The following is a 26,976-nucleotide window of genomic DNA, read 5'->3' as shown; positions in this document are numbered from 1 at the left end:
CTGGCTCATATCAGTCCCAATCCAGTGCGCCGACTTTCCACGCGTAGGCGAAGCCGACGATCAGTTCGACGAGGAAGACCATCATGGTGATCCAGCTCGGCCACCCGGTTTCGCCAAGGCTTACCGCCCAGGGGAAGAGGAACGCGGCTTCGAGGTCGAAGATCAGGAACAGGATCGCGACCAGGTAGAAGCGCACGTCGAACTGGCTGCGCGGATCTTCGAAAGCGGGGAAGCCGCATTCGTACTCGCTGAGCTTCTCGGCATTGGGCGCATGCGCACCCGTCAGCCGTGCCACACCCATCGGCAGGAACACGAAGGCTGCCGAGAGCACGACGGCAATAAAGAGGAAGATCAGGATGGGGAGATATTGTTCGAGGTCGACCACGGATGAATCCCAGGGCTTAACGCGTTGCGTGCGCCTCTAGGCCCCTAGCCGTGACGGTGCAAGGGCGCGAATCGTGCAATTCGCGCATCCCTTCCCCAGCCTATTTCATCATCTTGTCGATCGCCTTGCGCGTCGTGTCGCCATAGGGCGGCTTGAAACCGGCCAGCTTGGCGACGTCGATCTTTGGCTGCGTATAGACACTGCGCGCGTGGCTGAACTCGCGGAAGCCTTCGATCCCGTGGTAGCTGCCCATGCCCGAGGGGCCGACACCGCCGAACGGCAGATCTTCCATCGAAACGTGGAAAATCACGTCGTTGACCGTCACACCGCCGCTGATCGTCTTGGTGAGAACCTTGGACTGTTCCCCCGAATCCTGGCCGAAGTAATAGAGGCCGAGCGGGCGATCGTGCTCGTTCACATAATCGATTGCCTCGTCGATGTGCTTGTAGGTCTTGACCGGCAGGACGGGACCGAAAATCTCTTCCTGCATCGCCTTCATGTCCTCGGTCACATTCTTGAGGATCGTGAGAGGCATCTTGCGGCTGTTGGTGTTTGAGAAATCCTCGTTGCCGGGATTGACCTCGATCACCTCGGCGCCCTTGTCACGCGCATCGGCGACGAGGCCCTGCAGGCGGTCGAAATGCCGGTCGGTGACCACGCTGGCGTAATCGTCATTTTTGAGCAGGGTCGGGTACATATTGGCCGTGCCTTGCCAGACCCCGTGAATCGCCTCGTCCTGCTTGCTTTCCGGGACATAGAGATAATCGGGTGCAAGGCAGATCTGGCCGGCGTTCATCATCTTGCCCATGGCAATACGCTCGCCCGCCTTCGCGAAATCGGCGCTCTCGCCCATGAACACCGGGCTCTTCCCGCCCAGTTCAAGCGTGACGGGCACGAGGTTCTTCGAGGCTGCCTCCATCACCTTGCGGCCGGTGGCAGTCGAACCGGTGAACACGAGGTGGTCGAACGGCAGGTCGGAAAAGGCCCCGGCCACTTCGGGACCGCCGGTGAACACGGCGCACTCGTCCTCGGCGAAATATTTCTCGACCAGTTCTTTCATGAGGTCGCTGGTCTTCTCGGTGAACTCGCTCGGCTTGATCATTGCGCGGTTGCCGGCGGCAAAGACCTGCATCAGCGGGCCGAAGGTGAGGTTGACGGGAAAATTCCAGGGGCTGAGGATGCCGATCACGCCTTTCGGTTCATAGCGCACTTCCGCTTTGGCACCAAGCAGGCCGAGCGGGAACTGGACATGGCGTTTGTCGGCCTTGGCCCAGCCGTCCATCCGCTTGAGGCAGTACTTGCCGAAATTGATGGTCCCGACGATGTCGGTCATCATCGACTGCATCGGCGAACGGTTGCCGAAGTCGGCGCTCATCGCCTTGCACAACTCGTCGGCATGATCTTTCAGCAGCTTGTTGGCGCGTTCGATCCGGTCCTTGCGAAGGGCCATCGGCTCGGGCCGCATCTGGTGATGGGCGGCACGCTGCTTGCGCAGGACTTCTTCCATTCGCACCAGCCGTTCGTCCGCCATCGTATTCTCCCTTGGTCTGTGTTGCGCCGCAGCGACGCCTTGCCTATCTCTGCGGCACGATATTCCAGAACCAGAGGACCAGCACAAGCATGAGCCAGTTCAGCGCAAACGACCCCGTCGTCATTCTATCCTATGCCCGCACCCCGATGGGCGGGATGCAAGGAGCACTCGCGGACGTTTCCGCTACCGATCTGGGTGCCACGGCTGTGAAGGCGGCTGTCGAACGTTCGGGCGTCTCACCCGATGCATTCGATCGCACCTACATGGGCTGTGTCCTTCCCGCCGGTCTCGGCCAGGCCCCTGCTCGCCAGGCGACGATCAAGGCCGGCCTGCCCAAGTCGGTGCAGGCGACGACCGTCAACAAGGTCTGCGGCAGCGGCATGCAGACGGTCATCATGGGTGCAGAAGCGCTCGCCAGTGGCACGGTCGACTACGTCGTCGCCGGCGGAATGGAGAGCATGACCAATGCCCCGTACCTCCTCAAGAAGCACCGCTCGGGCGCCCGCATCGGCCACGACACGGCCTATGACCACATGTTCCTCGACGGGCTGGAAGACGCCTATGAGGAAGGCCGCGCCATGGGCACTTTCGCGCAGGACACGGCGAACCAGTACCAGCTGACGCGCGAAGAGATGGACGCCTATTCCATCGAATCGCTGCGCCGCGCCAATGCTGCCATCGAGAGCGGTGCATTTGCCGACGAAGTCGTCCCCGTGACCGTCGCGACCCGCGCGGGCGAAGTCACCGTCGAGCACGACGAGCAGCCCGGCAAGGGCAAGCCCGACAAGATCCCGCAGCTTCGCCCGGCTTTCGCAAAGGATGGGACGATCACCGCCGCCACCTCCTCGTCGATTTCCGACGGTGCGGCAGCAGTCGTCCTCACGCGCGAAAGCGTGGCGAGCGCGAATGGCCAGCAGCCTGTCGCAAAAATCGTCGCCATGGCCGCCCATGCGCAGGAGCCTTCGGAATTCACTGTTGCTCCGGTTGGCGCGATCACCAAGGTGCTCGAAAGGGCCGGCTGGTCGGCGGACGACGTCGACCTGTGGGAAGTGAACGAGGCCTTCGCCTGCGTCGCCATGTTCGCCATGCGCGACATCGGCATCCCGCACGAGAAGATCAACGTCAACGGCGGCGGCACGGCTCTGGGCCACCCCATCGGCGCCAGCGGCACGCGCATCATCGTCACGCTGCTGAACGCCCTCAAGAGGCAGGGCAAGAAGCGCGGTGTCGCCTCGCTCTGCATTGGTGGCGGTGAAGCCACGGCCGTCGCAGTCGAACTGGTCTGACCCTATGACGGGTGGTGATTTGCAGGGACGGCGGCTTGCGGCCGCCACCTTGGTAATCGCCACCCTCGCCCTTGCAGCTTGCAACGCGGTTGGCGGAAACGAAGCATCGGAGCCAGAGGCTCCCGATCCGGCCAGCATTGCGGGCAGCTATGAAGCGACGCTCGAAGACGGGCGGACCATCATTCATACGCTTAACGAAGACGGCACCTACAGGGATCTCGATGGCGACGGGAACCCGGTCGAGACAGGAACCTGGCGCCTAGCGGAAGGTGAAATCTGCTATGATCCGGAAGGAAGCGATCCGGAAGCCTGCTTTGCTGGCGGTCCTTCGGGAAAGGTCAGGCGCGTGGAGCGTCCAGCCTTAGAAGCGACCGAGTAACGCTCAGGGTTCTCCGGCGCCCCAGAGGCGCTGCTGCGGGACGTAACCGCGGCGATTGTCCACGGCAAATTCGCACCAGTTGTCGTCGCAATCCCCCAGCGCGCCAACCACGCCGGGTTCGATCCGCCATTTCACCGTCGATGACCGGTCGGGCTTCGCGTAAATCGCGCTTTCTCCCTCTCCCACGACGATCGCCCCGCGTTCGTCGGTCAGCAGGCGTGCGACCACCCAGCCCTGCGTACCATCGGGATCCTCGATCAGCCGCCACCCTTCCATCACGCGGATGACCTTCACGGGCAATCCCTTGCGGCGATAGACCCAGTCGATCTTGTAATCCTCGCTCGGCCCGACGCGCATGTTCAATTCCTTGGCCCGTATGCTCGCCCAGTAAGGAACTTCGCGATCCTGTGCAGATGCGGGGGAAGAGACCAACAGTACGGCGAAGAGAAAGGCGGAAAGGCGTGCGATCATGGCCCCATGTCTACTTTGCGGCCCAACCTGCTTCAAGCACCGCTTGACCGTTTCCCGCACCAAAGCGTAGCGGTGCCGGGACATGACCGATCACGATCACGCATCCGACCGACCCCAGAAGCGCCTCGACCGCAAGCCTCGGGTGACCGTCACCCGCCATCTGGCCGCATCCGTCGAGACGCGCATGAGCGACCTCTTCGAAGCGAACCTCAACCTCACGGACGAACCGATGAGCCGTGACGCCATCGTCGCGGCCATGCAGGATTGCGACGTCCTAGTTCCCACAGTGACCGACCGGATCGATGCTTCGGTGATCGAGGCAGCTGGCCCTGACCTGCGCCTCATCGCCAATTTCGGTGCCGGGACCGAGCATATCGACCTGCAAGCGGCGGCTGCCCGCAAGATCATCGTCACCAATACGCCGGGCGTGTTCACCGACGATACGGCAGACCTGACGATGGCCGGCATCATCGGCGTGCCACGCCGCGTGCGCGAAGGTGTGGAACTCATCCGCAGTGGCAAGTGGACGGGCTGGGCCCCGACCGCGATGCTCGGACGCAAGCTGGGCGGAAAGTACCTCGGCATCCTCGGGATGGGCCGTATCGGCCAGGCAGTCGCCCACCGTGCCCGCGCTTTCGGTCTCGAAATCCTCTATCACAACCGCAAGCGCCTGCCCGAAGCGGTCGAGCGGATGTTCGGCGCGACCTGGGTGGAAAACATCGACGAGCTCGTCGCACAGGCCGATATCCTCACCCTTCACTGCCCTGCGACACCGGAAACTCGCGGCATCATCGACGCGCGCAGGATCGGCCTGATGAAAGAGGGGGCGAGCCTCATCAACACCGCCCGCGGCGATCTGGTGGATTACGAAGCTTTGATCGCGGCACTCGAAGCGGGCCACCTCGCCGGCGCGGGGCTCGATGTCTATCCGGACGAGCCCAATGTCGATCCACGGCTCATTTGCCATCCCAATGTCATGACACTGCCGCACATCGGTAGCGCGACGCGCGAAGGCCGCGAGGATTCGGGGATGAAGGTAATTGCGAACATCCGCATGTGGGCCGACGGCCACCGTCCCCCCGACCAGGTTCTCACCGGTCTTCGATAAACGACCGATTACAGCGCATTGCATTGCTACGGTGGGCTTGTAATGCTCGCCCCATGGATGAATTCGCCGCCAAGATCGAAGCGCTGGAGCATTTGTGGATGCGCAGCTGGGTGCAGCGCGACCGCAACCAGATGAAGGCCTTGGCCGGGCGCGATTTCATATTCCTGCTCGGTTCGAAGAGCCCTGCGATCCTAGACCGCGCCAGCTGGCTTGAAGCTTCAACCACGCGCTTTCGGTGCACCGGCTATCGCTTCGACGACGTCTATGTCCGCCGCCATGGACCGATAGCGGTATTTGCCGCGCGCATGACCATGGATGCGATGATGGGCGATCACGAATGGTCAGGCGAAACCTGGCTCACCGACGTGTGGCGTATTTCCAAGGTTCGCCGCAAATGGCGCATTCTGGAACGCACGATCTCGCGTCCGGACACCGACAAGGCGATGCCGGACGCGATCAGATCGATGCAGCTCTGGCGCTAGGCCGGCTCAGTCGCCGGTCAGGATGCGCTCGACCAGTTCCTGCACGGTCGGCGTGAAATTGTTCGAATAGAACGGATCCTGCTTGAAGCGGTAGGCAGCGTGCCCTGCAAAGGCGAGGTTCTCGTCCGGATCGCCGCCATGGGCGATATCCTGTAGCGTCTTCTGAATGCAGAAGCTGCGCGGGTCGGCAAGACGACCGGTCGTGTGGTCATCGTGATCCTTCCAGCTCGAGAACTGGCAATGCGAGAGGCAGCCCATGCAGCCCTGCTGGTCGGCCCTGATCTGCTCTGCACTCTGGGGCGTTACGAAAACGACCGTATTGTCCGGGGTTTTGAGCGCCTCGGTAAAGCCTTCATGCATCCAGGCTTGCGCCTTGCGCTGGTCGCCTGGGTGCACGAAGAAGTACTTCGCCTTGCCGTGGTCGGCCAAGGGAACGGTGCCTTCTTCCTCGTCGCGCTTGAAGATCGGGATCTGGCGCTCGCTACGGTGCATCAGATCGTAAAGGAACGGGGTCTTCACAGCCGAGGAATAGAAGCCGGTGGGGCTGAACTTGTGCAGCAGGACGTCGCCCGGCTCGACCGTCCGCAGCATGTCCTTCCAGACCTGCGGAATCGGGCTCTCGTGCGTCAACAGCGGACGGGTGCCGAACTGGAAGGCGATCTTGCCAAGTTCGGGATTGTCGATCCAGTCGTTCCATTCGCGCAGGAACCAGACGCCGCCCGCCATGACGATCGCGGTATCTTCCGAAACGCCTTCAGCGCGCATGGTTTCGCGCAGCGCCTTGACGCGCGGATAGGGATCTTCCGGCTTGGTCGGGTCTTCCGCGTTCGAAAGGCCATTGTGACCGCCTGCCAGCCAGGGGTCTTCATAAACCACAGCGGCCATGAGTTCGGGCACCTTGGAGTAGCTGCGCTTCCACAGGGCACGAAATGCGCGGGCCGAGCTGACAATGGGGAGGTAGTGAACGTTGAAGCGGGCCGCGATCTCGGCCAGCTTGTATGGCATCCCCGCACCGCAGGTAACGCCGGTGATCAGGCCCTTGCAATTCTCCAGCACGCCTTCGAGGACCTGCTGCGCGCCGCCCATTTCCCACAGGACATTGATGTTGATCGCGCCCTTGCCGCCCGAGATTTCATGGGCGCGCCGGACCTGTTCGGTGGCACCGTCGATCCCATAGCGCACAAGCTGTTCGAAACGCTCCTTGCGGGTCGCCTGCGGATAGACCTGCGGAATGGGATTTCCATCCTCGTCATAGCTGTCGGCATTCACGGCGCTGACGGTACCGATGCCCCCTGCAGCAGCCCATGCCCCAGAACTGGCGTGGTTGGTCGCGGAAACGCCCTTGCCGCCTTCGACCAGCGGCCAGACTTCGCGTCCACCATAAAGAATGGGGCTCAAACCCTTGAAACTCATGCAATCCTCTCTCTACGCCAAAGCGTACTCTAACCGTCTAGTCCCCGTTGACGTCGTCCACTCGACAGGGTTTGATTTCGCCCGGCTCGGGCCTGTTAGCCGCTGCCTTGAACTGTGCATAGTACCCCGAAAGCTCGGGAGCATCCTTGAAAGCGACCAACTCGTATCCGACGCGGCGGAATTCGCACGACAGCAGCAGCGGATCGATACCGTGCTGGTCGGTCGGGCGATCGACATCCACGACGATGACCTGCCCGCCTTCGCGAAGCGCGGGCCACATGTTCCACAGGAACTCGTAGGGCTGCTGGATCTCGTGATACATGTGGACCATAAAGATCCGGTCGAAGCTGTCTGCAGGCAGCTTGGGATCGGCCGGTTCGCCCAGCCTGATCGAGACATTGTCGAGCCGCTGGCGTTCGACGCGCCGGGCCAGGAGTTGCAGAGCCTCGGGATCGATGTCCTGTGCCAGAACACGTCCGCCGTCGCCGACCCGCGGCGCCAGTCGCACGGTGTAATAGCCGCTTCCCGCGCCGATGTCCGCCACGGTCATGCCAGCTTCGAGTTCGGCCAGGTCCATTACCTTCTGCGCCTCGCCGCGGCTGTCACGCGCGTCCTCGGTGGAGAACTGGTAGGAGATAACTTCCGATACCGGACGGTCGGGCGCCGGGAAGACCTTCCCCTCTTCGCTGCCGCCACCAAGCGCATCGCATCCTGCAAGCGCGGCGAGACAGGGAACAAGGGCGAGGCCCAGTTTCACTCGGTGTCCTCCACCTCGACCGTCTCGCCGGTTACGCGCTGGGCGAGCGCGGCCGAAATGAACGGATCCAGCGCACCGTCGAGTACGTCGTCAGGCGTCGGCGAGGTAACGCCGGTGCGCAGATCCTTGACCATCTGGTAGGGCTGCAGGACGTAGCTGCGAATCTGGTGGCCCCAGCCGATCTCGCTCTTTTCCTGGTATTCACCCGACGCGGCCGCTTCGCGCTCCGCCATTTCGCGCTCGAACAGACGAGCCTTGAGCATGTTCATGGCCGTGGCCTTGTTCTTGTGCTGGCTGCGATCGTTCTGGCTCGCCACCACAATGCCCGTCGGCTGGTGGGTAATGCGGACGGCGGAATCGGTCGTGTTGACGTGCTGGCCGCCTGCGCCCGATGCGCGGTAGGTGTCGATCTTGAGGTCGGCCGGGTTGATCTCGATATCGATATCGTCGTCGATGACCGGATAGACCCAGACAGAGCTAAAGCTGGTGTGGCGACGGGCAGAACTGTCGTACGGGCTGATCCGGACGAGCCGGTGCACGCCGCTTTCGGTCTTGGCGTAGCCGTAGGCATTCTCGCCCTTGAGCAGGAGAGTGGCAGACTTGATCCCTGCCTGATCGCCCGATTGGTATTCGACAGTCTCGACCTTGAAACCGCGACGTTCGGCCCAGCGGGCGTACATGCGGAAGAGCATTTCCGCCCAGTCCTGGCTCTCGGTTCCGCCTGCCCCTGCGTGGATTTCGACATAGGTGTCGTTCCCGTCGGCCTCGCCCGAAAGCAGCGCCTGCACCTTGTCGCGGTCTGCACGGTCGGCGAGCATTGCCAGCGTTTCCAGGCCTTCGCGGGTGACTTCGTCGTCGCCTTCCGCTTCGCCCATTTCGACGAACTCGATGGCGTCTGCCATCTCGCTTTCGATCTCTCGCACCGTATTGATCGCGGTCTCGAGGCGCTTCTGTTCCTGTGTGATCGCCTGCGCCTGCTTGGGGTCGTCCCACAGCTTGGGATCCTGCACGCGCGCGTCCAGCTCGTCGAGCCGACGCAACGCACGGTCCCAGTCGAGCGACTGGCGGACCAGCGCCAGAGCGGCTTCGATGCGGTCGATTTGGGCCTGCCCTTCGGCACGCATGGTCACAATTCCTCGTTGTCTCTTGACCGGTCCACCTAACGAGCGGGCCGGGATTGTAAAGTTGCAGCGGCGCAGAAGCGGGGCTCGCTAGTAGATGCCCTCGTTTTCCTCGACGAAGTCGCCCGGCCCCTCCTCGCGCACTGTCGAGGCCTGGCTGGTGTTCGCGCGGACACCTTCACGGGCGCGGCGGATCAGCTCCAGGATTTCGGCACGCTGGGCAGCGAGTTCGTCGGACCTCGTCGAGCGCGGCGGTTCGGTGTCGGGTTTGAATGCTTCCCAGATAACGGCCGCAGTCGGCTCGTTGGAAGGCGTGCCTTCGAACACGCGCTTGCCGGTCCGCCGGTCGATCTTGACCATTCGGATGCCGGGAGGCGCGATGAAGTCCTGTGCGGTCCAGCGTTCTTTCGTCTCCTGGACGAAACGCTGCATGATCGGCGCAGCAGTATTGCCGCCCTGCACCCACCCGCCGAGATTGCGGGGCTGATCGAAACCGACATACATGCCCGCCACGATGTCAGGCGTGCCGCCGACGAACCATGCATTGGTTGGGCCGTTGGTCGTGCCGGTCTTGCCAAACATCGGAAGTTCGAGGCTGCGAAGGCGTACCGCCGTCCCGCGCGTGACGACGCCCTGGAGCATATGCACCATCTGGAAGGCCGTGCGCGGGTCGAGCACCTGTTTGCCCGAAGGCTCGAAGCGCGGCATGGGCTGGCCGTCCCATTCATCCATGTTGCAGCCCGTGCATTCACGCTTGTCGGAACGGTAGATCACCTTGCCGCGGCGATCCTGGACGAAGTCGATGACCGTCCCGGGGTTCATCCGGCCCCAGTTGGCGAGCGCCGCATAGGCGTTGACCATGTTGACAACCGTGGTGTCGCCCGCGCCCAGCGCGAAGGAATAGTACGGCTCGTAATCTCCGATACCGAGCCGCTTGATCGTCTGCACGACGTTCTGCATGCCCGTGTCATCGGCAATGTGGACCGTCATGAGGTTGCGGCTCTGCTCGAGACCCCAGCGGAGCGTATGCTCGCCACCGCCGCCGCCGCCAAAGTTGCGGAAGCATTTTTCGCCAAGGTTTGCGCCTTGCCAGACGCAGAAGGTCTGGTCCGGCACCATGGTCGCCGGAGTCATGCCGTTGTCGAGCGCCGCCGCATACACGAACGGCTTGATGGTCGAGCCCGGCTGGCGCAGCGCCTGCGTCGCACGGTTGAAGCTACCCAGACGGCTGTCGAAACCGCCCTGCATCGCTAGGATACGGCCGGTCTGCGGGTCTTCCGCGAGAAATGCGCCCGAAACTTCGGGGATGGCCCGCAGACGATAGCCGGAACCGGAGGGCTCGGCCGCCACCACATCGCCGACACGCAACGTGTTCGGCGCGCCGGCCAGGGGGTAGTCCTTGCCGTCCGTCAGGCCGAGCTTGGGCGAACTGCCGCCCTCCGTCACCACGCCGATACGCCAGTTGCGGTAATTGGTGGAGAGGTTGGAGGAGGCGAGCTGGCCGTGAAGGTCGCCATTGTCGGGATTGAGCGTCGCAACCGGACCGGTGTAGCCGCGGTTGCCATGGTAGCTCAGCAGCTGGGCACGCAGAGCATCGCGCGCAGCATCCTGCAATTCGACGTCGAGCGATGTGCGAACCCACAGGCCGCCCGCATAGACGCTGTTGCCGCCATCCTCCGCCGTCTCGCCGAACTGGTCGATCAGCTGGCGGCGCACTTCCTCCAGGAAGTAGCCTGCATCGGCCGAGCGCTCGCTGCGTTGCTGGACGAGGCCGAGCGGCTGCGCTTTGGCCTGTGCGGCTTCGGCAGCGGACACGAAATCGTTCGCGACCATCTGGTCGAGCACGAAATTGCGGCGGGCGACCGCCATGTCGCGGAAGCGCTCGCGGCCATAGCGCTCGGGCGCCTTGGGCAGGATTGCGAGGAATGCAGTCTCGTGCAGTTCGAGCTGGTCCACATCCTTGTCGAAATAGGCGCGCGCTGCGGCCTGCACGCCGAAGCTGCGGCGTCCCAACGGGATTTCGTTGAGATAGAGTTCGAGAATCTCCTGCTTGGTCAGTACCTGTTCGATGCGCTGGGCAAGGATCATTTCCTTCAGCTTGCGGGTGACCGAGTATTCATCCCCGAGCAGCAGGTTCTTGGCGACCTGCTGGGTAATGGTCGAACCACCTACCGCACGCTCGCCCGAACCGTATTTGGTGGCGTAATCGAACACAGCGTTCAGGGTGCCGGTGAAGTCGACACCGCTATGGCTGAAGAAGGTCTTGTCCTCGGCCGAAAGGAACGCCTCGATCATCGGCTGCGGGAAGTCGATATACTGCAATTGCACGCGCCGCTCGCGGGCGTAGGAATGGACGATCTCGCCGTCGACGCCGCGCACCACTGTCGGCAGCGGCGTTTCGTAGTCGAGCAGGCTTTCCGCATCGGGCAGGTTGCGCGCCAGCGAGGCCCAGAGGAGGACCAGCAGCATGACCGCGATACCAATGAGATAGGTCAGGACGCGCAGGCGCTGGTTGTGATGCCAGTTCTCGCGCATCCAGTCTGCAAAGCGCACCGGATCGCCGGTCAGGCGACCGCGGGCATACTCAAGGAAAGTCTTGTCGAACATAGTCTGGCGGGGCCTTTAGCACGCGATTTCCGGCGCGCGCCACAACAACTGTCCGGATGGCCTCAGCTTTCCTCCTGGCGGGCGAAATAGAGCGCGATCGCGCGGCTCATGACCTGGGCGAAACGTTGCCGGCCCTCGGGCGAAGCAAGGCGCCGCGCATCTTCCTCGTTGGTTATATAGCCGCTTTCGAACAGGACAGAGGGTATGTCCGGTGCCCGCAGGACTTTCAGGTCCGCAGCGTGACGAGGTTGCGGATGGAAGGTGATCACACCCTCGCCTGCCCGCTGAATGAGGCGCGCAAACTCGTCGGACTGCGCTTGCGTCCGGCGCTGCGACAGCTCGACGAGAATGTCGCTGACCGTGTCACTCGTTGCGCCCAGATCGACGCCGTTCAGGCGGTCGGACGCGTTTTCGCGTGCAGCAAAACGCGCTGCTGCCGCGCTCGAAGCGCGGTCGGAAAGCGTGTAGATGCTGGCGCCTTCCACCTCGCCCGCATCGCCCGCGCTGTCGGCGTGGATGGAAAGGAACAGGTCGGCGCCCAGGCGACGGGCCATTTCGAAGCGTTCCGAATGGAGGAGGTAGCGATCGTCTTCACGCGTCAGAGCGACCCGGGCGATCTTGCGCGATTCGATTTCGTCGCGCAGTGCGCGCGCCAGGCCGAGGACCAGTGTTTTCTCACGGTATCCCGATGCGGACGCGCCCGGATCGAAGCCCCCATGCCCCGGGTCGATGACGATGAGCGGGAGCGAATCGGCTCCCCGCACCTGCGGCAATTCGGCACGGACTGTCTGCTGCGGGAGGCTGGCGCGCAGCACGATGCCCGGTTCGGGTCCGGCAAGGCCCGACTGCCATGCAAGCCCGATCGCCCCGGCCAGAGAAGCAAGGGTTAGCAGTATCGGAGCGAGTATCTGCATGAGCGGAGACATGGGATCAAAAGCTTAAGGCTTCGCGGACCTTATGCGCAATATGGTTGCCGTTCGAAACCCACGGTGCTAGCGCCGAAACGAACGGTCCGATGCCTCCGTTCGGCGCGATTGATACGCGACGAAGAGGGTCGCCGGGCTCGTTTCCGTCTCATCACACCGGTGAGACCCCAATTTTGTACAGGTTGATGCAGAGCAAGCACTCACCCCTTTTCGCTTCCAGCACGCTGTTGAACGGCTTGGCTATGGCGATTTCGGGCCCGGCAGCGCGCACCATGCGCCGTGCCGCATCTGCAGACACGAATCACCGGCTTGGCGATCGCAGCGCCTCGATCCGGTCGTCGAATGCCTTCGGCCCGACAACGGGGCGTGGTTCCTACACACAATCGCGCGGCAGGAAGGACGGGTTCGCCCCGCCCCGCTGCGCATGGAGAATAATCAATGGCAACGCGCATGCTAATCGACGCGCGCCACCAGGAAGAAACCCGGGTGGCGGTCCTCAAGGGAAACCGGATTGAGGAATTCGATTTCGAATCTGCCGACAAGAAGCAGATCAAGGGTAATATCTATCTCGCAAAGGTAACCAGGGTCGAACCGTCGCTGCAGGCGGCCTTCGTCGACTTTGGCGGAAACCGTCACGGTTTCCTCGCCTTCAGCGAAATCCACCCCGACTATTACCAGATCCCCAAGGAAGACCGCGCCGCCCTGCTCGCTGCTGAGGCCGAGGCTGCGGAAGAAGAACAGCGCCTGCGCGCCGAAGAGGAAGAGCGCGGCGAACTGCCCGGCGAGGAATACGACGCCGACGAGGAAAGCGCCGAAGCACTGGCGGAAGACCTCGCGGAAGACGGCCTCGAGGAAGTCGACACCTCCGACAAGGACGACGTGGCCACCATCGAGGAAGGCCATCTCGACGGCGACGAGGAAGACGAAGACGACGACGATGCAGACGGCGATGACGACGCCGAGGCTGAAGACCGTTCGAAGGATCGCGGTCGCCGCGGTCGCGGGCGCCGCCAGGGCAAGGGCCGCAGCCGTGCCAAGGAAGTCGACGAAGCCCGCGCCAAGCGCATGGCCCTGCGTCGCAAGTACAAGATCCAGGACGTCATCCAGCGCCGCCAGGTCCTGCTCGTCCAGGTCGTGAAGGAAGAGCGTGGCAACAAGGGTGCCGCCCTCACCACCTATCTCAGCCTTGCCGGCCGCTACACTGTGCTCATGCCGAACAGCAGCCATGGTGGCGGCATTTCTCGCAAGATCAATTCCGCCAGCGACCGCAAGCGCCTGAAGCAGATCGTCGGCGATCTCAGCCTGCCCAAGACCATGGGCCTGATCGTGCGCACTGCCGGCCTTTCGCGCACCAAGACCGAGATCAAGCGCGACTTCGATTACCTTGCCCGCCTGTGGGACGAAATCCGCGAGAACACACTCGCATCGGCCGCACCGGCGCTGATCCATTCGGACAGCGACCTGATCAAGCGCGCCATCCGCGACATCTACAACAAGGAAATCGAGGAAGTCGTCGTCGAGGGCGAGGAAGGCTACAAGTCGGCCAAGGCCTTCATGAAGATGCTCATGCCCAGCCATGCGCGCCGGGTGAAGCAGTATGTCGACCCTGTGCCGCTGTTCCAGCGCTATGGCGCGGAAGACCAGCTCAAGGCGATGTACGATCCAGTGGTCCAGCTCAAATCGGGCGGCTACCTCGTCATCAACCCGACCGAAGCGCTCGTTTCGATCGACATCAACTCGGGTCGTTCCACCAAGGAACACAATATCGAGCAGACGGCGCTGTCGACCAACCTCGAAGCGGCCAAGGAAATCGCTCGCCAGCTGCGCCTGCGCGACATGGCCGGCCTGGTCGTGATCGACTTCATCGACCAGGAACACCATTCGAATACCCGCAAGGTCGAGCGCGCGATGAAGGATGCGCTCAAGAGCGACCGCGCGCGCATTCAGGTGGGCCGCATTTCAAGCTTCGGCCTCATGGAGATGAGCCGTCAGCGCCTGCGCACCGGCGTGCTCGAGGCGACCACGCGCGAATGTCCGCATTGTGACGGTACCGGCCTCGTGCGCACGGCCAGTTCGGCCGGCCTTTCGGCTCTCCGCCTGATCGAAGAAGAAGCGGCCAAGGGCAAGGGAACGAAGATCCGCCTCGCTGCCAGCACCGAAGCGGCAGTCTACCTCCTCAACGAGAAGCGCAACGACCTCATCGAAATCGAACAGCGCTACGGCGTGACCGTCGAAGTCGTGCCCGAAGGCGAGGACGAAGGCGCCAAGATGAGCGTGTCGAGCCACGGCCCCAAGCCGAAGGACGCGCCGCGCTTCGACACCATTGTCGATGACGAGGACGACGACGAAAATATCGTCGACGAGACCGACGAAGACGAAGAAACCGAAGAAGACGAGGGCGACGACCGTCCGCGCAAGAAGCGCCGCCGCCGCCGTGGTGGTCGCGGTCGCAACAAGAACCGCGACCGTGACGACGATTCCGAAGACGAAGGATCCGAGGACGCCGACGAAGAAGACGACAAGCCCGAAGCCGGCGAGGAAGACGGCGAGGACAAGCCGCGCAAGCGTCGTCGTCGCGGCGGTCGCCGCCGTGGTGGTCGCGGGCGCGGCGGCAAGTCGGAGGAAGTGACCTCCGAAGACGCCGCCAATCTCGAAGAAGTGTCCGAACAGGTCGTTGACGACATGGCAATCGTTGCCGGTCCGGAAGACGCCCCCCAGACCGCCGAAGAGGCATTCGAGGACAAGCCCAAGAAGAAGCGCGCCCCGCGCCGCAAGAAGGCTGCCGAGGCCGAGGCTCCCGAACAAGCGGAAGCGCCTGCAGAGGAAAAGTCCGCCGAAGAAAAGCCGAAGCGCACCCGCAAGAAGAAGGCCGATGCCGAGGCTGAACCGGCTGCGGAAAAGCCAGCGGACGCAGAGGAAAAGCCGAAGCCCAAGCGCACCCGGCGCAAGGCGGCTGACGCTGAGCCTGCGGTCAGCTCGGAAGAACCTACCGAGAAGCCCAAGCGCACGCGCAAGAAGAAGGCAGAAGAAACGGTCGAGGATCAGCCTAAGGAGAAGAAGGCTACGAAGCCCGCCGCCAAGGCTTCAGCCGAGGCCGGTGACGACAGCGATGGCGATGCCGATGGCAAGCCGAAGCGCGGCTGGTGGCAGAGAACCTTCGGCGAATAACCGCTTAGCGACCGCCCGCCCTGCCAGTGCAGCGCGGGCGGTTTGCTTTCAGACGCCGGCGCGCCGCGCGACGCCCCATTCCATCCACCCCATGATACGGGGGGCGTTGGGTAGGTAGTCCTGCCCCATCGGGGCAACATCGAACCCGGCGGCTCTCAGGCTGGAGCCGATCGGGCGCGTCAGGTGGCAGCCGCCTGCCAGCGGCTTCCATACGGGCTCCACGCGTTCCTGCCAGCGGGCTACGCCGGGGTCGGGGGCACGGCCATGCTCTAGAAACAGCAGCTTGCCGCGTGGCTTGAGAATTCGCCGCAACTCGCCCAGCACCTTGGCCGGATCCTCCACCGAACACAGGGTAAAGGTCACCACGGCTGTATCGAACGAACCGTCTGCGAACGGGATATCTTCTCCCACGCCTTGACGGATGTCGTGCTCCCAGCCCTTCTCCCGCGCTCTCTGGCGGGCAGCATCGAGCAATGTTTCGTTGGGGTCGATCCCGCTGAAGGACGTGACCCGTTCACTGTCGTACAGCGACTGGTTGAGGCCACCGCCGCACCCGAGTTCGAAAACCTTGCCTTCGGCCAGCGGCACGATTTCGCGCCGGCGCTTCTCGATCGGCTTCTGCCCGCAAGCGAGCGTGATCATCCGCGGCATTATGTGCCGGTCGTAGAAACTTCGCACTCCCATGCGTTTCTCCACCTGCGGGGAAGCGCACTATGCCCGATTTTTCGAAAGTGGGAACCGGTTTCGGTATCAGCCCAGTTTGCGGGCAAGGTAGCCCCTGATGTCGGCGAGGTCCTGCGGCTTGTCCACATCGACTGCAGCAAGCCCGTTTTCCGCCCTGACCAACCGCGCTTCGACACCCAGACGGCGACCCAGAGTCTCGATGCCCTGCGCAAGGGTCAACCTGCCAAGCGCATAGGACACCAGCGAAGCGAGCCCGAGGCGCCTCACGATACGCCAGGGACGCTTCCTGTCAGCCTCGACCGCTTTCCAGCTTTCAATCGCTGCGCGCGACCGGGGGGTCGCGAGATAGAAGAGATTGCATCCCGACCACGCTCCATCGGCGAAGTTGAGGTAGGTCCGCCGCGTGCCGGGCATATGCGCCTCGATATCGTCGCGATGCGCCAGCATGACCCCGATGTCCGCGTCGGCGGGCGTGTCCGATACGAGTTGCGTGACCCATCCGCTTTCGAGCAGGGCATGGTCAGCCGTGGTGACGACAAGCGGCGTCCCGAGTTCCTCGAAAGCGATGGCAGCACTCTCGCTCGGCCCCTGCCCCGTGAGCAAGACCTCGGCGCCAAGCTGCCTCGCGAGTGACACCACTTCGGGATGGTCGCAGGACACGCCGATACGCGCCGCCCCCGAAGCTTTCAGGCTGGAAACGACCCGCTCCAGCAAGCTGCGCCCCTCTATTTGGATCAGCGCTTTGTGCGCGGCACCCTCGGCGCCCGCCAGCGGGTCGCCCCCGGGCCTCGTTCCGGCAAGAACCAGAGCGGAAAAGGTCACGCAGCGGCCGCCTTCCGGCGAAGCTGGCGCAGGATCATCCATACCGTGGCGCTCATCGCGAAGTAGAACACGCTCATCGCCAGCGCGACCGCCCAGCCCACACCGACCGGGCCGAAGGATACGAAGCCGAGGATCGCAATCACCAGGACCGCTATGGCGAGCAGCCTGACGCGCAGGGCATGTCCGGCATAGCCGGTCGAGTAAAGAGTGGGCTCGTAGGACACGCTGGCCAGTTCGAAGGCCGCGCCCACCGCCAGCGGAACAAGCACGACAGCGCCGCGCGCGTAGTCATCGCCTCCAATGAGGACGAGCAGCGGCTCGCCCAGGAACAGGGCCGCCAAGAGGACAACCACGCCGGCCAGCGCGGCTATGCGGGTCACCCGCCGGACCAGCGTTTCGAAACGGTGTGCTTCGTCGGCCATCTGCGCGATGGCGAATTCGGGCAGGACGGCTCGCGCGATCAGGACGGCGAACTGCTTCACGCCCTGCGCCAATTGGTCGGCAAGACGATAAAGACCCGCAGCACTCGTCCCGAGGAACAGGCCGACCGCCAGCAGCGGCCCCTGCCTGACCGCAGCGTCGAGCGAGGTCGCCAGATAGGTCACACCGAAGAAGCCGCGCACGCCCTCGTTCTCGGCGAACATCGCCTGCCAGTGCCCGAAGTGCTTCCGATGGAAGGCTTCCGGCGCGAGGCGCGAGGCGGCGATCCAGTAACAGGCGGCCGAAAGCAGGTCGAAGAATGCCCAGGCGAAGAGGAACTTGCCGACGCTCGCCCCGGTCCACAGGATGATCCCGCTGGCAATCAGGCGGCCGGTCGGAATTATCGCTTCGATATACATGCCGACATCGAACCGGCCCAGGACGCGCACGATACCGCTCGGCGTGGTCAGCCGCGACCACATCAGCGCGCAGGCGAACAGGAAGCCCATGGTCGTGAATTCGGGATTGAGTTCGAGGATTTCCGCAAAGCCGAAGTACAGCAACGCAGCAATCATGCAGCCCGTGACCGCCCCAAGGATATCGGCAGAAGTGCAAAACCAGATCAGGCGGCCGAAGCGCGGATGGTCGTTTTCGAGCACGGGCTGCGCACCGAAGCGCACCAGCGTCTGCCAGGTCTGGAAACCGGCAACCGCCACCAGCGCCTGCGCGGTTCCGAAGATGAGCGAAAAGTGCCCGAAATCCTTCAGGCCTAGCGAACGGGCGAGGATCGCGAGGTAGAAAAAGCTGCAAACGGCCCCGAAGCCCTTGCCTCCGAGGATCCATGCCAGGTTGCGCAGAATGTTGGACAACCCGTCACGACGCTGCGCGGGTTCTTGGGGCGGCTGCATGGCGCGGACCTTTGGACGAATTGTGCCTCTGGTGCAATTGCGGCATTTGCCGGACGCCCATCGACGCATTATGGGCGCGCCATGCGGGCGCTGTTCCTCTTCAACCACGATGCCGGTCACCAGGTCGCTCACCTCGCGGGGATTGCCGCCGCCATGGCCCGGTTGCACCGCGACTTCGAGACGGTGGTCGCTTTTGCGACTCCGGCCATTCGCGCGAGGCTCGAAGAATTAATCGAGGAGACCGATGCAGCACTGATCCGCTGGGAAGAGCTAAGCCTGTCGCCAATGCAGGCGCTGGTGACGCGTCCGCTCGACAAGTTGCTCCCGGCAAGCCGCCTGTTGCGACTGCGCGCCCATGTCGACCTGTTTGCCAGCGCCGACATGATCATATCGACCGAGCGCACCTGCCTGCGCCTGCGCAAGCATATCGCAGCAGACCGCATGCCGCTGTTCGCCAAGGTGCCGCATGGTGCAGGCGACCGCAGCGTCGCCTATCACCCGGACTACACGCTCTTTGACCGCAGTTTCGTGGCGGGGCCCAAGGTAGTGGACCAGCTCGTCGCGCACGGCGTGGACCGCGAAAAGCTGGTGGTGGTCGGCTATCCCAAGTTCGAGGGCATCGATCTCGACGCAAAGCCGGACTTCTTCGGCAATGGCCGGCCGACCTTCGTCTACAATCCCCATTTCGACCCGAACCTGTCGAGCTGGTACGACCACGGCCCCGACCTGCTGCGGTGGTTCGCCAGCGAGGAGGGGCAAGCCTTCAACCTCGTGTTCGCGCCGCACGTCATGCTCTTCAAGAAGGAGCTGCACGTCTCGCCCGAATACAAGATCGCCCGCAAACGGCCGGAAGTCCCTGCAGAGGCGCTGGCGGCTGACAACATCATCGTCGATCTCGACAGCCCGCGCCTGTTCGACATGAGCTACACGCTGGGCGCGGATGCCTATATCGGCGACGTATCCAGCCAGGTTTACGAATTCCTCGCTCGCCCCCGCCCCGCCTTCTTCATCGATGCACGGCGAGAGAAAATGGCCGAGGACGACGAATGGCACCTCTTCTGGGAGGCTGGTCCTGTCGTCCAGTCCGCGTCCGAACTTGCGGCGATGCTGCCGGATTTCGCGTCCATCGGCGAACGCTTCATGCAGCGCCAGAAGGAGATTTTCTCCTACACGATCGACCTGGGGGACCGGCCTGCCAGCGAACGGGCGGCGGATGCGATTTCGCAGGCTATCCGGCAGAAAGCGGGTCTATAACCCGCCACCCCCGCGCCTCGGCGCGTGCAGTTTCCCGTTTCGAGGTTGTCACGAAGATCGGCTCGTCCGCCCAGTCGAGGAGCGGCGCATCTGCGAAACTGTCGCTCACGAACCGGACCGTTGCCTGCTCGCGGTCGATTTCGTTTTTGGCGAACCACGCCAGCACGCGCGCTTTCTTGGTTTCACCATAGCAATTGCCGCCGGGGATATCCGAACCATCCCATTCGGTGGCGATCAAATGCGCAATCCCCAGCCTTTCGGCAAAGCCCGAAGCGTAGAAGCCGAAAGCGGCAGTGGCGATCATCAGGCGAGCATCGGCCTTGCGGTCTTCTTCCAGCAGGCGGAGCGTGTGGGGCATGAGGCCGGGATCCTCGATCCGCGCCTGTGCATATCGGTCCCCTAGCTCGGACAGGGTTTCGCGCTCGGGACATCCCGTCATCAACTTCATTCCGAAACGCTTCAGCGCTGTGCGGGAATAGAGGCCGGCCCGGTAGCCGATCATGGCGAGCACCCAAACAGGCATCAGCGCCAGGCGCCAAGGGGCCAGCCTCCTCGCTCCGAATGCGAGAAACGGAGTGAATGTCGGCTGCCTGGTAAGGGTCCGGTCGAGGTCGTAGATCGCTATCCGCACGTTGCCGCGCTGCCACGGAGAAGGGCGCGGTGCAAGCATCGCGCTCAAGGGCCCATCCAGCCCTTGCACCATGCGCCCGAAACGCTAGATGGGTTGCGTAAAGCAACAGGATCGCTTCGCAATGGCTACTTTCACCCTCCCGAAGAACTCGAAGATCAATGGCAAGGGCCGTGCCCACAAGGCCGACGGCGCGGGCCGGGTGAAGAAGTTCAAGATCTACCGCTACGATCCCGACAGCGGCGAAAACCCGCGCTACGATACGTTCGAGATCGATCTCGACGATTGCGGCCCGATGGTTCTCGACGCGCTGTTCAAGATCAAGAACGAGATCGACCCCACTCTGACTTTCCGCCGGTCCTGCCGCGAAGGCATCTGCGGTTCCTGCTCGATGAATTTGAACGGCAAGAACGGCCTCGCCTGCACCACCGCGATCGACGATCTCAAGGGCGAAATCCGGATCACCCCCCTGCCCCACATGGATGTGGTCAAGGATTTGGTGCCCGATTTCACGCACTTCTACGCGCAATATGCCTCGATCCGCCCCTGGCTCCAGACGGTCAGCCCGACGCCCAGCGGCAAAGAACGGCTCCAGTCGCCCGAACAGCGCGAAAAGCTGGACGGCCTTTACGAGTGCATCCTGTGCGCATGCTGCTCGACCTCGTGCCCGAGCTATTGGTGGAACAGCGACAAGTTCCTGGGTCCGGCAATCCTGCTCCAGGCCTATCGCTGGCTGGCCGACAGCCGCGACGAGATGACGGGCGAACGCCTAGACCAGCTCGAGGATCCGTTCCGCCTCTATCGCTGCCACACCATCATGAACTGCGCGAACGTCTGCCCCAAGGGCCTGAGCCCGGCAAAGGCGATCGCCGAAACCAAGAAGATGATGGCAGAGCGCACCATCTAAGGTGGCGCTTCCCGATTCCGTTTTCGAGCATGGCCCCGACCCGGAAAATCCGGGCTGGCGGCATTGGAACCTGAAAGACGACACGCTGTTCAACGGCGCCGTGATGGGCAAGCTTATCACGCGGGTCGATGACGATGGCCGCGCGCGCCTCCGGATGTTCCCGGAACGCCGGCACGAGAATTTGCAGGGCATCGTCCACGGTGCGGTGACGCTGTCGCTGATCGACATATCGCTGTTCACCACCATGCACACGATCGGCAGCGGCAATGCAGGGCCTTCGGTCACGCTGGAGCTGTCCACCCAGTTCGTGGGCGCAGGCGATCCCACCCGCCCGCTCGATGCCGTGTGCGAAATCGTGCGGGAGACCGGCAGCCTCGTATTCGTGCGCGGAACCGTGGTGCAGGAAGACCACGTCGTCTGCGCCTTTTCCGGCATCGTGAAGAAGATGCACGCCCGCCCGAAACCGCAATGACCGGCATGCTGGCCCGCTACGAGCGGCTGGTGGCCGCGGGCGAATTGCAGGCAGATCCGGACCAGCGCCGCGCGGCACAACGCCTAGACCGCCTGCAGAAGGACCTCGAGGCAGAGAATCCCGGCGGTCTCTTGTCGCGGCTGTTCCAGGCCAGGAAGGCACGGCCGCAAGGTGTCTACATGTGGGGCGGCGTGGGTCGCGGAAAGTCCATGCTCATGGACCTGTTCGTGGATACGCTCGGCATTGACCAGAAGCGCCGGGTCCATTTCCACGAGTTCATGCTGGAGGTGGACCAGCTGATCCGGGAAGAGCGCCATAAGGAAAGCGGCAATCCGATCGGCCCGGTCGCAAAACGGATCGCAGAACAGGTGCGCTGCCTTGCCTTCGACGAGATGGTCGTCACGAATACCGCCGATGCGGCAATCATGGCCCGCCTGTTCACCGCGCTTATCTGCGACGAGAACGTGACCATCGTCACGACGAGCAACCGCCCGCCCGCGGATCTCTACAAGGATGGCCTGAACCGGTCGCTGTTCCTGCCCTTCATCGACTTGGTCGAAGCAGAACTGGACGTGCTGCCGCTGAACGGGCCGACCGACTACCGCCTTGATCGTCTCGGCGACCTCGAAACATGGCACACGCCCCTTGGCGAGGAAGCGACCGCACAGGTTCGCGAGGCATTCTTCCGCCTGACCGACTACGCGCCTGAAGATGCGGTCCACGTGCCCAGCGGCGAACTCCAGCTTTCAGGGGGGCGCACGCTCCATGTACCCAAGAGCTTCAAGGGTGTGGCCGTCTTCAGCTTCAAGCGCCTTTGCGCGGAGAACCGCGGGGCTGCCGACTACCTCGCCATCGCGCACGCCTATCACACGGTGATCGTGGTCGGCATTCCGCGCCTTTCGCCCGAGAACCGCAACGAGGCGATCCGCTTTACCAAGCTGATCGATGCGCTCTACGAAAACAGCGTGAAACTTTTCGCGACGGCCGCGGCAGAGCCGGAAGACCTCTACGTCAGCGGTGACGGGGCGTTCGAATTCGAACGGACGGTCAGCCGCCTGAAGGAAATGCAGAGCAGCGACTACATGGCGCGCGGCCACGGCCTCGAAGCCTGAAATCTGCCCGCTAGGCGCTGGGGCCGAGCTTCGCGATCGACCTTTCCAGCATCAGCAATTGCCACAGGGTGCGGCCATGGTCCGCCCGTCCGCCAATATGTTCATCGGCCAAGCGCGAGAGGGCCTTGCGCGAGAACCATCCGCTGTCGACCAGTAGGCTGCTGTTCGAAACCCGCCGCGCCTCATCGGCAAGCGCTCCCCTGAACCACTGCGACAGCGGCGTCACGAACCCCTGCTTCGGGCGGTAGAGAATGTCTCCGGGCAGGTACCGTTCCATCGTGTGCTTCATCAGCCACTTGCCGGTGGTACCGCGAATGCGCTCGCGATCGGGCAGTCGGGCCGCGAATTCGACCAGGCGATGATCCAGCAGGGGCTCGCGCGCCTCCAGCCCGACGGCCATGCTGGTCCGGTCGGTCTTGGTCAGGATATCGCCCGGCAGCCAGAATTTGAGATCGGCATATTGCGCCCTGTCCAGCCCGCTGCGGGCCGGCGCCGCGCGCATCAAGGCTTCGAACGGCTGTTCGGCGCGGTAGTCTCCTCGCAGGGCCAGCAACGTATCGCCGTACAGGACTTCGCGCTGCTCGGGCGCAAGGATCGAAAGGGCCCTCGCGTATCCCGCTTCACCGCTTTGCGATAGCGCAAGCAAGGTGGTTTTCGCCCGCAGCGGGCGCGGGGCCCAGTCTGCCTTGGGCCAGAGGCGCCCCAGCGTCCCGAACACCGGTCCGCGCAGGGCAGAAGGCATGACGGAACGCGCCTGTTCCTCGCGCATCTGGAACATCTGGCGGCGATAGCCAGCCAGCGCCTCGTCCGCGCCGTCTCCGGACAGGGCCACGGTCACGTGTTCCCGCGCCAGTTCGCATACGCGCAGGGTCGGCAGAGCGCTCGCATCGGCGAAGGGCTCGTCGAAGATTGCGGCGATCCGGTCGATCTCGCCGAACTGGTCGGCCGAAACGATGCGCTCGTGATGGTCGGTGCCGAAGAGCTTTGCGACAGCGCGCGCATAGGAGGTCTCGTCAACGCTCTCCACGTCGAAGCCGATCGAACAGCTTGTCACGGGCCGATTGCTCGCCTCGCTCATCAGCGCGACGACCGAAGAGCTGTCGACCCCGCCGGACAGGAACGCACCCAGCGGCACGTCTGCAACCATCCGGCTGGTCACGCCTTCGCGCATCAGGTGCAACAGCTGCGCGGAATGGTCCGCGGCGCTGCCTCGCTCACGATGTTCGAAGGTGACGTCCCACCACTGGCTCGGCGGCGAAACGGGCTTGCCGTGTTCCAGCAGCATGAAATGTCCTGCCGGGAGCTTCGACACGTTCTTCAAAACGGCGCGATGATCGGGGACGTAACCCCAAGTCATGTAGTCCTCGATCGCCAGCGGATCGATTTCGCGCCGCATCATCGGATGGGCCAGCAGTCCCTTCAATTCGCTCGCAAAGGCCAGCGCCCCGCCCGGCAAATGGGCGAGATAGAGCGGCTTTACACCGAGCCGGTCGCGTGCGAGGAAGAGCTGCCTTTTCTGCAGGTCGTACAGCGCGAAGGCGAACATCCCGTCGAGCCTCGACAGGCAATCGGGCCCCCATTTCTGCCATGCGGCGAGGATGGTTTCCGTGTCGCCATCGGTCCGGAACTGCGCCCCGCCTTGTTCCAGTTCGCGTCGCAGGGCGAGGTAGTTGTAGATCTCGCCGTTGAAGACGATCATTGCCCGCCCGTCGGCAGAAGCCATGGGCTGCGGCGAACCGGCAAGGTCGATGATCGAGAGCCGCCGGTGTCCGAGCCCAACGCCGGGTGCAGTCCAGACCCCCGATCCGTCCGGCCCGCGGTGGGCCAGCGCGTCGGTCATCGCCTCGACCCGCTTGGGATCGACCGGCTTGATCGTCTCGTAGTGGAAAAGCCCCGCAATCCCGCACATGGCGGTGCCCCCTAGACCAGTCGAACCGCTGCCGCAAAAGCTCCTGCGACGAGGAGGCTTGCAGCAAGGACCGAAAACGGCTGTGCGGGCCAATCGAGACGTGCCAGCGCAGGCAGGCTGGCGACTTGCGAAGCGGTAAAGCCAGCATCCTCCGGATCGCGCTCGAACCAGCGCCATGCGATGCCCAGCACCAGTGCGATGACGAAACCGAAGAAGAACCAGCCATAGACGATATGGTCGAAGCTGCCTGCCGCTTCCGCACCGACATATTGCGCGATGAATATCGTCGCCCATGCGCGGATGCCGTTCGCCACGATCGGCACGACAAGGCAGGCGGCAAGAAACCAGAACCGGCGTTTCCAACGGGTGAAACAGGTATGCGCGACCATGACGCCCAGCGCCAGCATGGCGATCAGGAATTTCACGCCCGAACACGCCTCGGCCACGATGAAGAGGCCTGCCGGGGTCTCGATATAGATACCGTCGGACAGCGTCTCGATACCGCTCAGCTTGGTCAACCAGGTGGCGAGATAGGCGGTAATCGTCTGCAATTGCGGAATGATCTCGTCGCCGAACGGCACTAGCGCGAAGGCGTAGAGAAGCGGAAAGGCAAGGATCAGCCCCGCCCTCGGCCCGATGATGGCTAGCGTAGCACCCTGGAACGCAGCGATCGCTCCAGCCTGGGAGAAGAGGTTGATGTCGAGCCAGCGACCGCCGAGCCACAGGCCCAGCCCCGCCAACATCCAGGCGATTCCGAGCCACCATCCGGCAGGTCGGACCTGCGCCAGATCGTCACGCTTCAGCCAAGCCAGCCAGCCAATGATCGGGATGATCAACAGGATGTGGCTGTAAGTGTCGATGTTCCACCACTGGTGCGCCATGCGCTGCCAGTCGCCGAAAGTAAGTCCGAACAGAGCGATCCAGAGTGCAGCCAGCCTGAGGCCCGCCGCCTTCCAGCCATCGCTCGCGGTCCCGGCCTCAGCCTGGGTCGTGGCGCTATTAGGCTGCATGGCTTGAAGCCGTCTTTGCCGAAACGATCTGGGCAAGTTCGGAATACACTGCCTCCCAGCTCATTCTTTCCCGCACGAATTCGCGGGCCGATTTACCGATATCATCGCCGCGCGAGCGTTCGGCAAGCAGCCAGCGCATGCGTTCGGTCATCGCCCACTGCTCGGCCTGTTCGATCAGGAAATGCTTGCCATCACTTCCATCGATGCCGGTGGCTGCTTCACGGGTCAGCATGACAGGCCGAGCCATCGCCATGGCTTCGAGCACCTTGTTCTGCACTCCTCGAGCGATGGTCATCGGTGCAAGCACGCAGTCTGCCGCGGCAAGGAAAGGCCGCACATCGGGCACCTCGCCCCAGATGCGCACGCCCGGCTGCCCGGCGCGGCGTTTCAGGAGGTCCGCGGGAGAGCGTCCCACAACATGGAACTCCGCTGTCGGAAAATGCTCGCGAATGGCCGGCATGAACGCATCGATGACGCAGAGCGCAGCGCGCTCGTTGGGCTCGTAGTCCATCTGCCCGGTGAAAACGAAATGCGGACCGGGCGTCCTGGCGATCTCCTCGTTCGGAGCCACCGCGTCAGGATCGAAGAAGGCCGTGTCGACGCCATTGCCAAGCACGCGAATGTCTCGGCCCTCTTGCCCCTCCAGCCGGTTGCGGAACAGGTCCGCCTCGCTTTCGCTGATCAGCAGGGTCACATCCGCGCGCGACGCTATATCGGCTTCGACCTCGCGCAGCAGGCGCCCCTCGCGGCGGTTGATCCAGACGCGCGAGCCATTTTGCGCATAGGCTTCGAACTTGGCGGAATCGACATCGCACAAGTCGACGATGACGCGGCCTATGAAGCTGTCGGGCACATATTGCGCCATCTGGCCGGAAAAGACGAAGATGGTGTCGATGGGCCGCGCCGAGAGGGTATCCTCCACCCACCTCTTCAGGCTCGCATCGTCGAATGCGGCGAGGCTGACCGGCCGCCGCGACAAGACGGCCTGGACCCCGGATAGCGCTAGCGGCTTGCTGCGCGAGGGTGCATGCCAGGACGAGGCAAGCTGTGCCAAGGCACCGGTCTGCGCACGATCTTCCGCATTCTCGGTGAATGTGCCGACATGGACCGGTCCGAGCCGGACAAGGCCTTTGAGCAGATGGTGCGAGCGGATCTTGTCCCCGCGATTGGGCGGAAACGGGATGCGATGCGCAAGGAAAAGGGTTTCGCCCATCGT

At 63.4% G+C, this 26,976-nt stretch carries 24 protein-coding genes; 9 read left to right on the top strand and 15 right to left on the bottom strand.

All coding sequences use genetic code 11. The features are described from left to right. Positions 1 to 10: 10 nt before the first annotated feature. Together ndhC and LCL94_RS12950 are read right to left on the bottom strand one after the other, a co-directional pair. On the bottom strand, positions 11 to 385 hold the full coding sequence (gene ndhC / locus LCL94_RS12955) for an NADH-quinone oxidoreductase subunit A (RefSeq protein ID WP_160607027.1): 375 nt from the start codon (positions 383 to 385) through the stop codon (positions 11 to 13). Positions 386 to 485: 100 nt separating this feature from the next. Further along, complete coding sequence (locus tag LCL94_RS12950; protein ID WP_224832556.1) at positions 486 to 1,916, bottom strand: coniferyl aldehyde dehydrogenase; 1,431 nt, start codon at positions 1,914 to 1,916, stop codon at positions 486 to 488. A gap of 89 nt (positions 1,917 to 2,005) precedes the next feature. Between LCL94_RS12950 and LCL94_RS12945 the strand changes: the two genes are divergently transcribed. Together LCL94_RS12945 and LCL94_RS12940 are read left to right on the top strand one after the other, a co-directional pair. Then, the gene (locus LCL94_RS12945) at positions 2,006 to 3,202 is read left to right on the top strand and encodes a thiolase family protein (RefSeq protein WP_224832555.1); all 1,197 of its coding nucleotides are present in this window, start codon (positions 2,006 to 2,008) and stop codon (positions 3,200 to 3,202) included. Positions 3,203 to 3,206: 4 nt separating this feature from the next. Then, positions 3,207 to 3,581, top strand: coding sequence for a YgdI/YgdR family lipoprotein (locus tag LCL94_RS12940; protein WP_224832554.1), 375 nt, complete (start codon positions 3,207 to 3,209; stop codon positions 3,579 to 3,581). 3 nt (positions 3,582 to 3,584) lie between these two features. Here the strand turns inward: LCL94_RS12940 and LCL94_RS12935 are convergent, their stop codons facing one another. Further along, on the bottom strand, positions 3,585 to 4,052 hold the full coding sequence (locus LCL94_RS12935; protein WP_224832553.1) for an SH3 domain-containing protein: 468 nt from the start codon (positions 4,050 to 4,052) through the stop codon (positions 3,585 to 3,587). Positions 4,053 to 4,134: 82 nt separating this feature from the next. Between LCL94_RS12935 and LCL94_RS12930 the strand changes: the two genes are divergently transcribed. Together LCL94_RS12930 and LCL94_RS12925 are read left to right on the top strand one after the other, a co-directional pair. Continuing rightward, positions 4,135 to 5,160 carry a 2-hydroxyacid dehydrogenase gene (locus tag LCL94_RS12930; RefSeq protein ID WP_224832552.1) on the top strand — a complete coding sequence of 342 codons (1,026 nt, stop codon included), beginning with the start codon at positions 4,135 to 4,137 and terminating at the stop codon, positions 5,158 to 5,160. Between the two features lie 53 nt (positions 5,161 to 5,213). Next, the gene (locus LCL94_RS12925) at positions 5,214 to 5,642 is read left to right on the top strand and encodes a nuclear transport factor 2 family protein (protein ID WP_224832551.1); all 429 of its coding nucleotides are present in this window, start codon (positions 5,214 to 5,216) and stop codon (positions 5,640 to 5,642) included. 6 nt (positions 5,643 to 5,648) lie between these two features. Here the strand turns inward: LCL94_RS12925 and LCL94_RS12920 are convergent, their stop codons facing one another. The 5 genes from LCL94_RS12920 to LCL94_RS12900 form a co-directional block, all read right to left on the bottom strand. Beyond that, on the bottom strand, positions 5,649 to 7,055 hold the full coding sequence (locus LCL94_RS12920) for an NAD(P)H-dependent flavin oxidoreductase (RefSeq protein ID WP_224832550.1): 1,407 nt from the start codon (positions 7,053 to 7,055) through the stop codon (positions 5,649 to 5,651). 37 nt (positions 7,056 to 7,092) lie between these two features. Further along, on the bottom strand, positions 7,093 to 7,812 hold the full coding sequence (locus LCL94_RS12915) for a class I SAM-dependent methyltransferase (RefSeq protein WP_224832549.1): 720 nt from the start codon (positions 7,810 to 7,812) through the stop codon (positions 7,093 to 7,095). Beyond that, the gene (gene prfB / locus LCL94_RS12910; RefSeq protein WP_222553438.1) at positions 7,809 to 8,936 is read right to left on the bottom strand and encodes a peptide chain release factor 2; all 1,128 of its coding nucleotides are present in this window, start codon (positions 8,934 to 8,936) and stop codon (positions 7,809 to 7,811) included. The genes LCL94_RS12915 and prfB overlap by 4 nt, the downstream gene beginning before the upstream one ends. Positions 8,937 to 9,023: 87 nt before the next feature. Next, a complete protein-coding gene (locus LCL94_RS12905) occupies positions 9,024 to 11,468 on the bottom strand; it encodes a penicillin-binding protein 1A (RefSeq protein WP_224832723.1) in 2,445 nt (814 codons plus the stop codon). A 134-nt stretch (positions 11,469 to 11,602) separates the two neighbouring features. Next, positions 11,603 to 12,454, bottom strand: a complete 852-nt coding sequence (locus LCL94_RS12900; RefSeq protein WP_224832548.1) for an N-acetylmuramoyl-L-alanine amidase family protein — start codon at positions 12,452 to 12,454, stop codon at positions 11,603 to 11,605. A 450-nt stretch (positions 12,455 to 12,904) separates the two neighbouring features. Here LCL94_RS12900 and LCL94_RS12895 point away from each other — a divergent pair, with 450 nt between their 5' ends. Then, positions 12,905 to 15,634 (top strand): Rne/Rng family ribonuclease, encoded by a 2,730-nt coding sequence (locus LCL94_RS12895; RefSeq protein ID WP_224832547.1) that lies wholly within the window; start codon positions 12,905 to 12,907, stop codon positions 15,632 to 15,634. A gap of 48 nt (positions 15,635 to 15,682) precedes the next feature. On the opposite strand, the gene LCL94_RS12890 is transcribed toward LCL94_RS12895, so the two are convergent. The 3 genes from LCL94_RS12890 to LCL94_RS12880 all read right to left on the bottom strand — a co-directional run bounded on the left by LCL94_RS12890 (position 15,683) and on the right by LCL94_RS12880 (position 18,468). Then, on the bottom strand, positions 15,683 to 16,318 hold the full coding sequence (locus tag LCL94_RS12890) for a class I SAM-dependent methyltransferase (RefSeq protein ID WP_224832546.1): 636 nt from the start codon (positions 16,316 to 16,318) through the stop codon (positions 15,683 to 15,685). 66 nt (positions 16,319 to 16,384) lie between these two features. Further along, entirely contained in the window at positions 16,385 to 17,140 is a 756-nt protein-coding gene (locus LCL94_RS12885) for a nucleotidyltransferase family protein (protein ID WP_224832545.1), read from the bottom strand. After that, positions 17,137 to 18,468: a lipopolysaccharide biosynthesis protein gene (locus tag LCL94_RS12880; RefSeq protein WP_224832544.1), complete on the bottom strand. Its 1,332-nt coding sequence runs from the start codon at positions 18,466 to 18,468 to the stop codon at positions 17,137 to 17,139. Before LCL94_RS12880 ends, LCL94_RS12885 begins: the two co-directional genes overlap by 4 nt. A gap of 81 nt (positions 18,469 to 18,549) precedes the next feature. Between LCL94_RS12880 and LCL94_RS12875 the strand changes: the two genes are divergently transcribed. Further along, positions 18,550 to 19,722: a hypothetical protein gene (locus LCL94_RS12875; RefSeq protein ID WP_224832543.1), complete on the top strand. Its 1,173-nt coding sequence runs from the start codon at positions 18,550 to 18,552 to the stop codon at positions 19,720 to 19,722. Here the strand turns inward: LCL94_RS12875 and LCL94_RS12870 are convergent. Then, a complete protein-coding gene (locus LCL94_RS12870; protein WP_224832542.1) occupies positions 19,697 to 20,353 on the bottom strand; it encodes an HAD family hydrolase in 657 nt (218 codons plus the stop codon). The two genes, LCL94_RS12875 and LCL94_RS12870, sit on opposite strands and share 26 nt — an antisense overlap. A 121-nt stretch (positions 20,354 to 20,474) precedes the next feature. On the opposite strand from LCL94_RS12870, the gene LCL94_RS12865 reads away from it, so the two are divergent. From LCL94_RS12865 to zapE, 3 genes are read left to right on the top strand one after another with little or no spacing between them, the layout of a single operon-like run. Continuing rightward, positions 20,475 to 21,257, top strand: coding sequence for a succinate dehydrogenase iron-sulfur subunit (locus tag LCL94_RS12865; protein ID WP_224832541.1), 783 nt, complete (start codon positions 20,475 to 20,477; stop codon positions 21,255 to 21,257). A gap of 1 nt (position 21,258) precedes the next feature. Beyond that, a complete protein-coding gene (locus LCL94_RS12860; protein ID WP_224832540.1) occupies positions 21,259 to 21,729 on the top strand; it encodes a PaaI family thioesterase in 471 nt (156 codons plus the stop codon). Next, complete coding sequence (gene zapE / locus LCL94_RS12855) at positions 21,726 to 22,841, top strand: cell division protein ZapE (protein WP_224832539.1); 1,116 nt, start codon at positions 21,726 to 21,728, stop codon at positions 22,839 to 22,841. Before LCL94_RS12860 ends, zapE begins: the two co-directional genes overlap by 4 nt. Before the next feature lie 10 nt (positions 22,842 to 22,851). Here the strand turns inward: zapE and LCL94_RS12850 are convergent, their stop codons facing one another. From LCL94_RS12850 to LCL94_RS12840, 3 genes are read right to left on the bottom strand one after another with little or no spacing between them, the layout of a single operon-like run. Further along, positions 22,852 to 24,750, bottom strand: coding sequence for an XrtA/PEP-CTERM system amidotransferase (locus LCL94_RS12850; protein ID WP_224832538.1), 1,899 nt, complete (start codon positions 24,748 to 24,750; stop codon positions 22,852 to 22,854). A gap of 11 nt (positions 24,751 to 24,761) precedes the next feature. Then, positions 24,762 to 25,760, bottom strand: a complete 999-nt coding sequence (gene xrtA / locus LCL94_RS12845) for an exosortase A (RefSeq protein ID WP_224832537.1) — start codon at positions 25,758 to 25,760, stop codon at positions 24,762 to 24,764. Further along, the gene (locus tag LCL94_RS12840; RefSeq protein ID WP_224832536.1) at positions 25,750 to 26,973 is read right to left on the bottom strand and encodes a TIGR03087 family PEP-CTERM/XrtA system glycosyltransferase; all 1,224 of its coding nucleotides are present in this window, start codon (positions 26,971 to 26,973) and stop codon (positions 25,750 to 25,752) included. The genes xrtA and LCL94_RS12840 overlap by 11 nt, the downstream gene beginning before the upstream one ends. Positions 26,974 to 26,976 lie beyond the last annotated feature (3 nt).

It is taken from the genome of Qipengyuania gaetbuli, from assembly GCF_020171365.1.
Classification (GTDB): Bacteria; Pseudomonadota; Alphaproteobacteria; order Sphingomonadales; family Sphingomonadaceae; genus Qipengyuania; species Qipengyuania gaetbuli_B.
The sequence above is the reverse complement of the archived record's forward strand: the minus strand, read 5'-3'. Positions and strand labels throughout refer to the sequence as shown.

Coding starts and splice junctions, on each gene's coding strand:
- LCL94_RS12925 (WP_224832551.1), top strand. CDS start 5,214: ATGGATGAATTCGCCGCCAAGATCGAAGCGCTGGAGCATTTGTGGATG.
- zapE (WP_224832539.1), top strand. CDS start 21,726: ATGACCGGCATGCTGGCCCGCTACGAGCGGCTGGTGGCCGCGGGCGAA.
- LCL94_RS12840 (WP_224832536.1), bottom strand. CDS start 26,973: ATGGGCGAAACCCTTTTCCTTGCGCATCGCATCCCGTTTCCGCCCAAT.
- LCL94_RS12895 (WP_224832547.1), top strand. CDS start 12,905: ATGGCAACGCGCATGCTAATCGACGCGCGCCACCAGGAAGAAACCCGG.
- LCL94_RS12900 (WP_224832548.1), bottom strand. CDS start 12,454: ATGCAGATACTCGCTCCGATACTGCTAACCCTTGCTTCTCTGGCCGGG.
- LCL94_RS12940 (WP_224832554.1), top strand. CDS start 3,207: ATGACGGGTGGTGATTTGCAGGGACGGCGGCTTGCGGCCGCCACCTTG.
- xrtA (WP_224832537.1), bottom strand. CDS start 25,760: ATGCAGCCTAATAGCGCCACGACCCAGGCTGAGGCCGGGACCGCGAGC.
- LCL94_RS12945 (WP_224832555.1), top strand. CDS start 2,006: ATGAGCCAGTTCAGCGCAAACGACCCCGTCGTCATTCTATCCTATGCC.
- LCL94_RS12930 (WP_224832552.1), top strand. CDS start 4,135: ATGACCGATCACGATCACGCATCCGACCGACCCCAGAAGCGCCTCGAC.
- prfB (WP_222553438.1), bottom strand. CDS start 8,936: ATGCGTGCCGAAGGGCAGGCCCAAATCGACCGCATCGAAGCCGCTCTG.
- LCL94_RS12935 (WP_224832553.1), bottom strand. CDS start 4,052: ATGATCGCACGCCTTTCCGCCTTTCTCTTCGCCGTACTGTTGGTCTCT.
- LCL94_RS12875 (WP_224832543.1), top strand. CDS start 18,550: ATGCGGGCGCTGTTCCTCTTCAACCACGATGCCGGTCACCAGGTCGCT.
- LCL94_RS12850 (WP_224832538.1), bottom strand. CDS start 24,750: ATGTGCGGGATTGCGGGGCTTTTCCACTACGAGACGATCAAGCCGGTC.
- LCL94_RS12880 (WP_224832544.1), bottom strand. CDS start 18,468: ATGCAGCCGCCCCAAGAACCCGCGCAGCGTCGTGACGGGTTGTCCAAC.
- LCL94_RS12950 (WP_224832556.1), bottom strand. CDS start 1,916: ATGGCGGACGAACGGCTGGTGCGAATGGAAGAAGTCCTGCGCAAGCAG.
- LCL94_RS12905 (WP_224832723.1), bottom strand. CDS start 11,468: ATGCGCGAGAACTGGCATCACAACCAGCGCCTGCGCGTCCTGACCTAT.
- LCL94_RS12890 (WP_224832546.1), bottom strand. CDS start 16,318: ATGGGAGTGCGAAGTTTCTACGACCGGCACATAATGCCGCGGATGATC.
- LCL94_RS12865 (WP_224832541.1), top strand. CDS start 20,475: ATGGCTACTTTCACCCTCCCGAAGAACTCGAAGATCAATGGCAAGGGC.
- LCL94_RS12920 (WP_224832550.1), bottom strand. CDS start 7,055: ATGAGTTTCAAGGGTTTGAGCCCCATTCTTTATGGTGGACGCGAAGTC.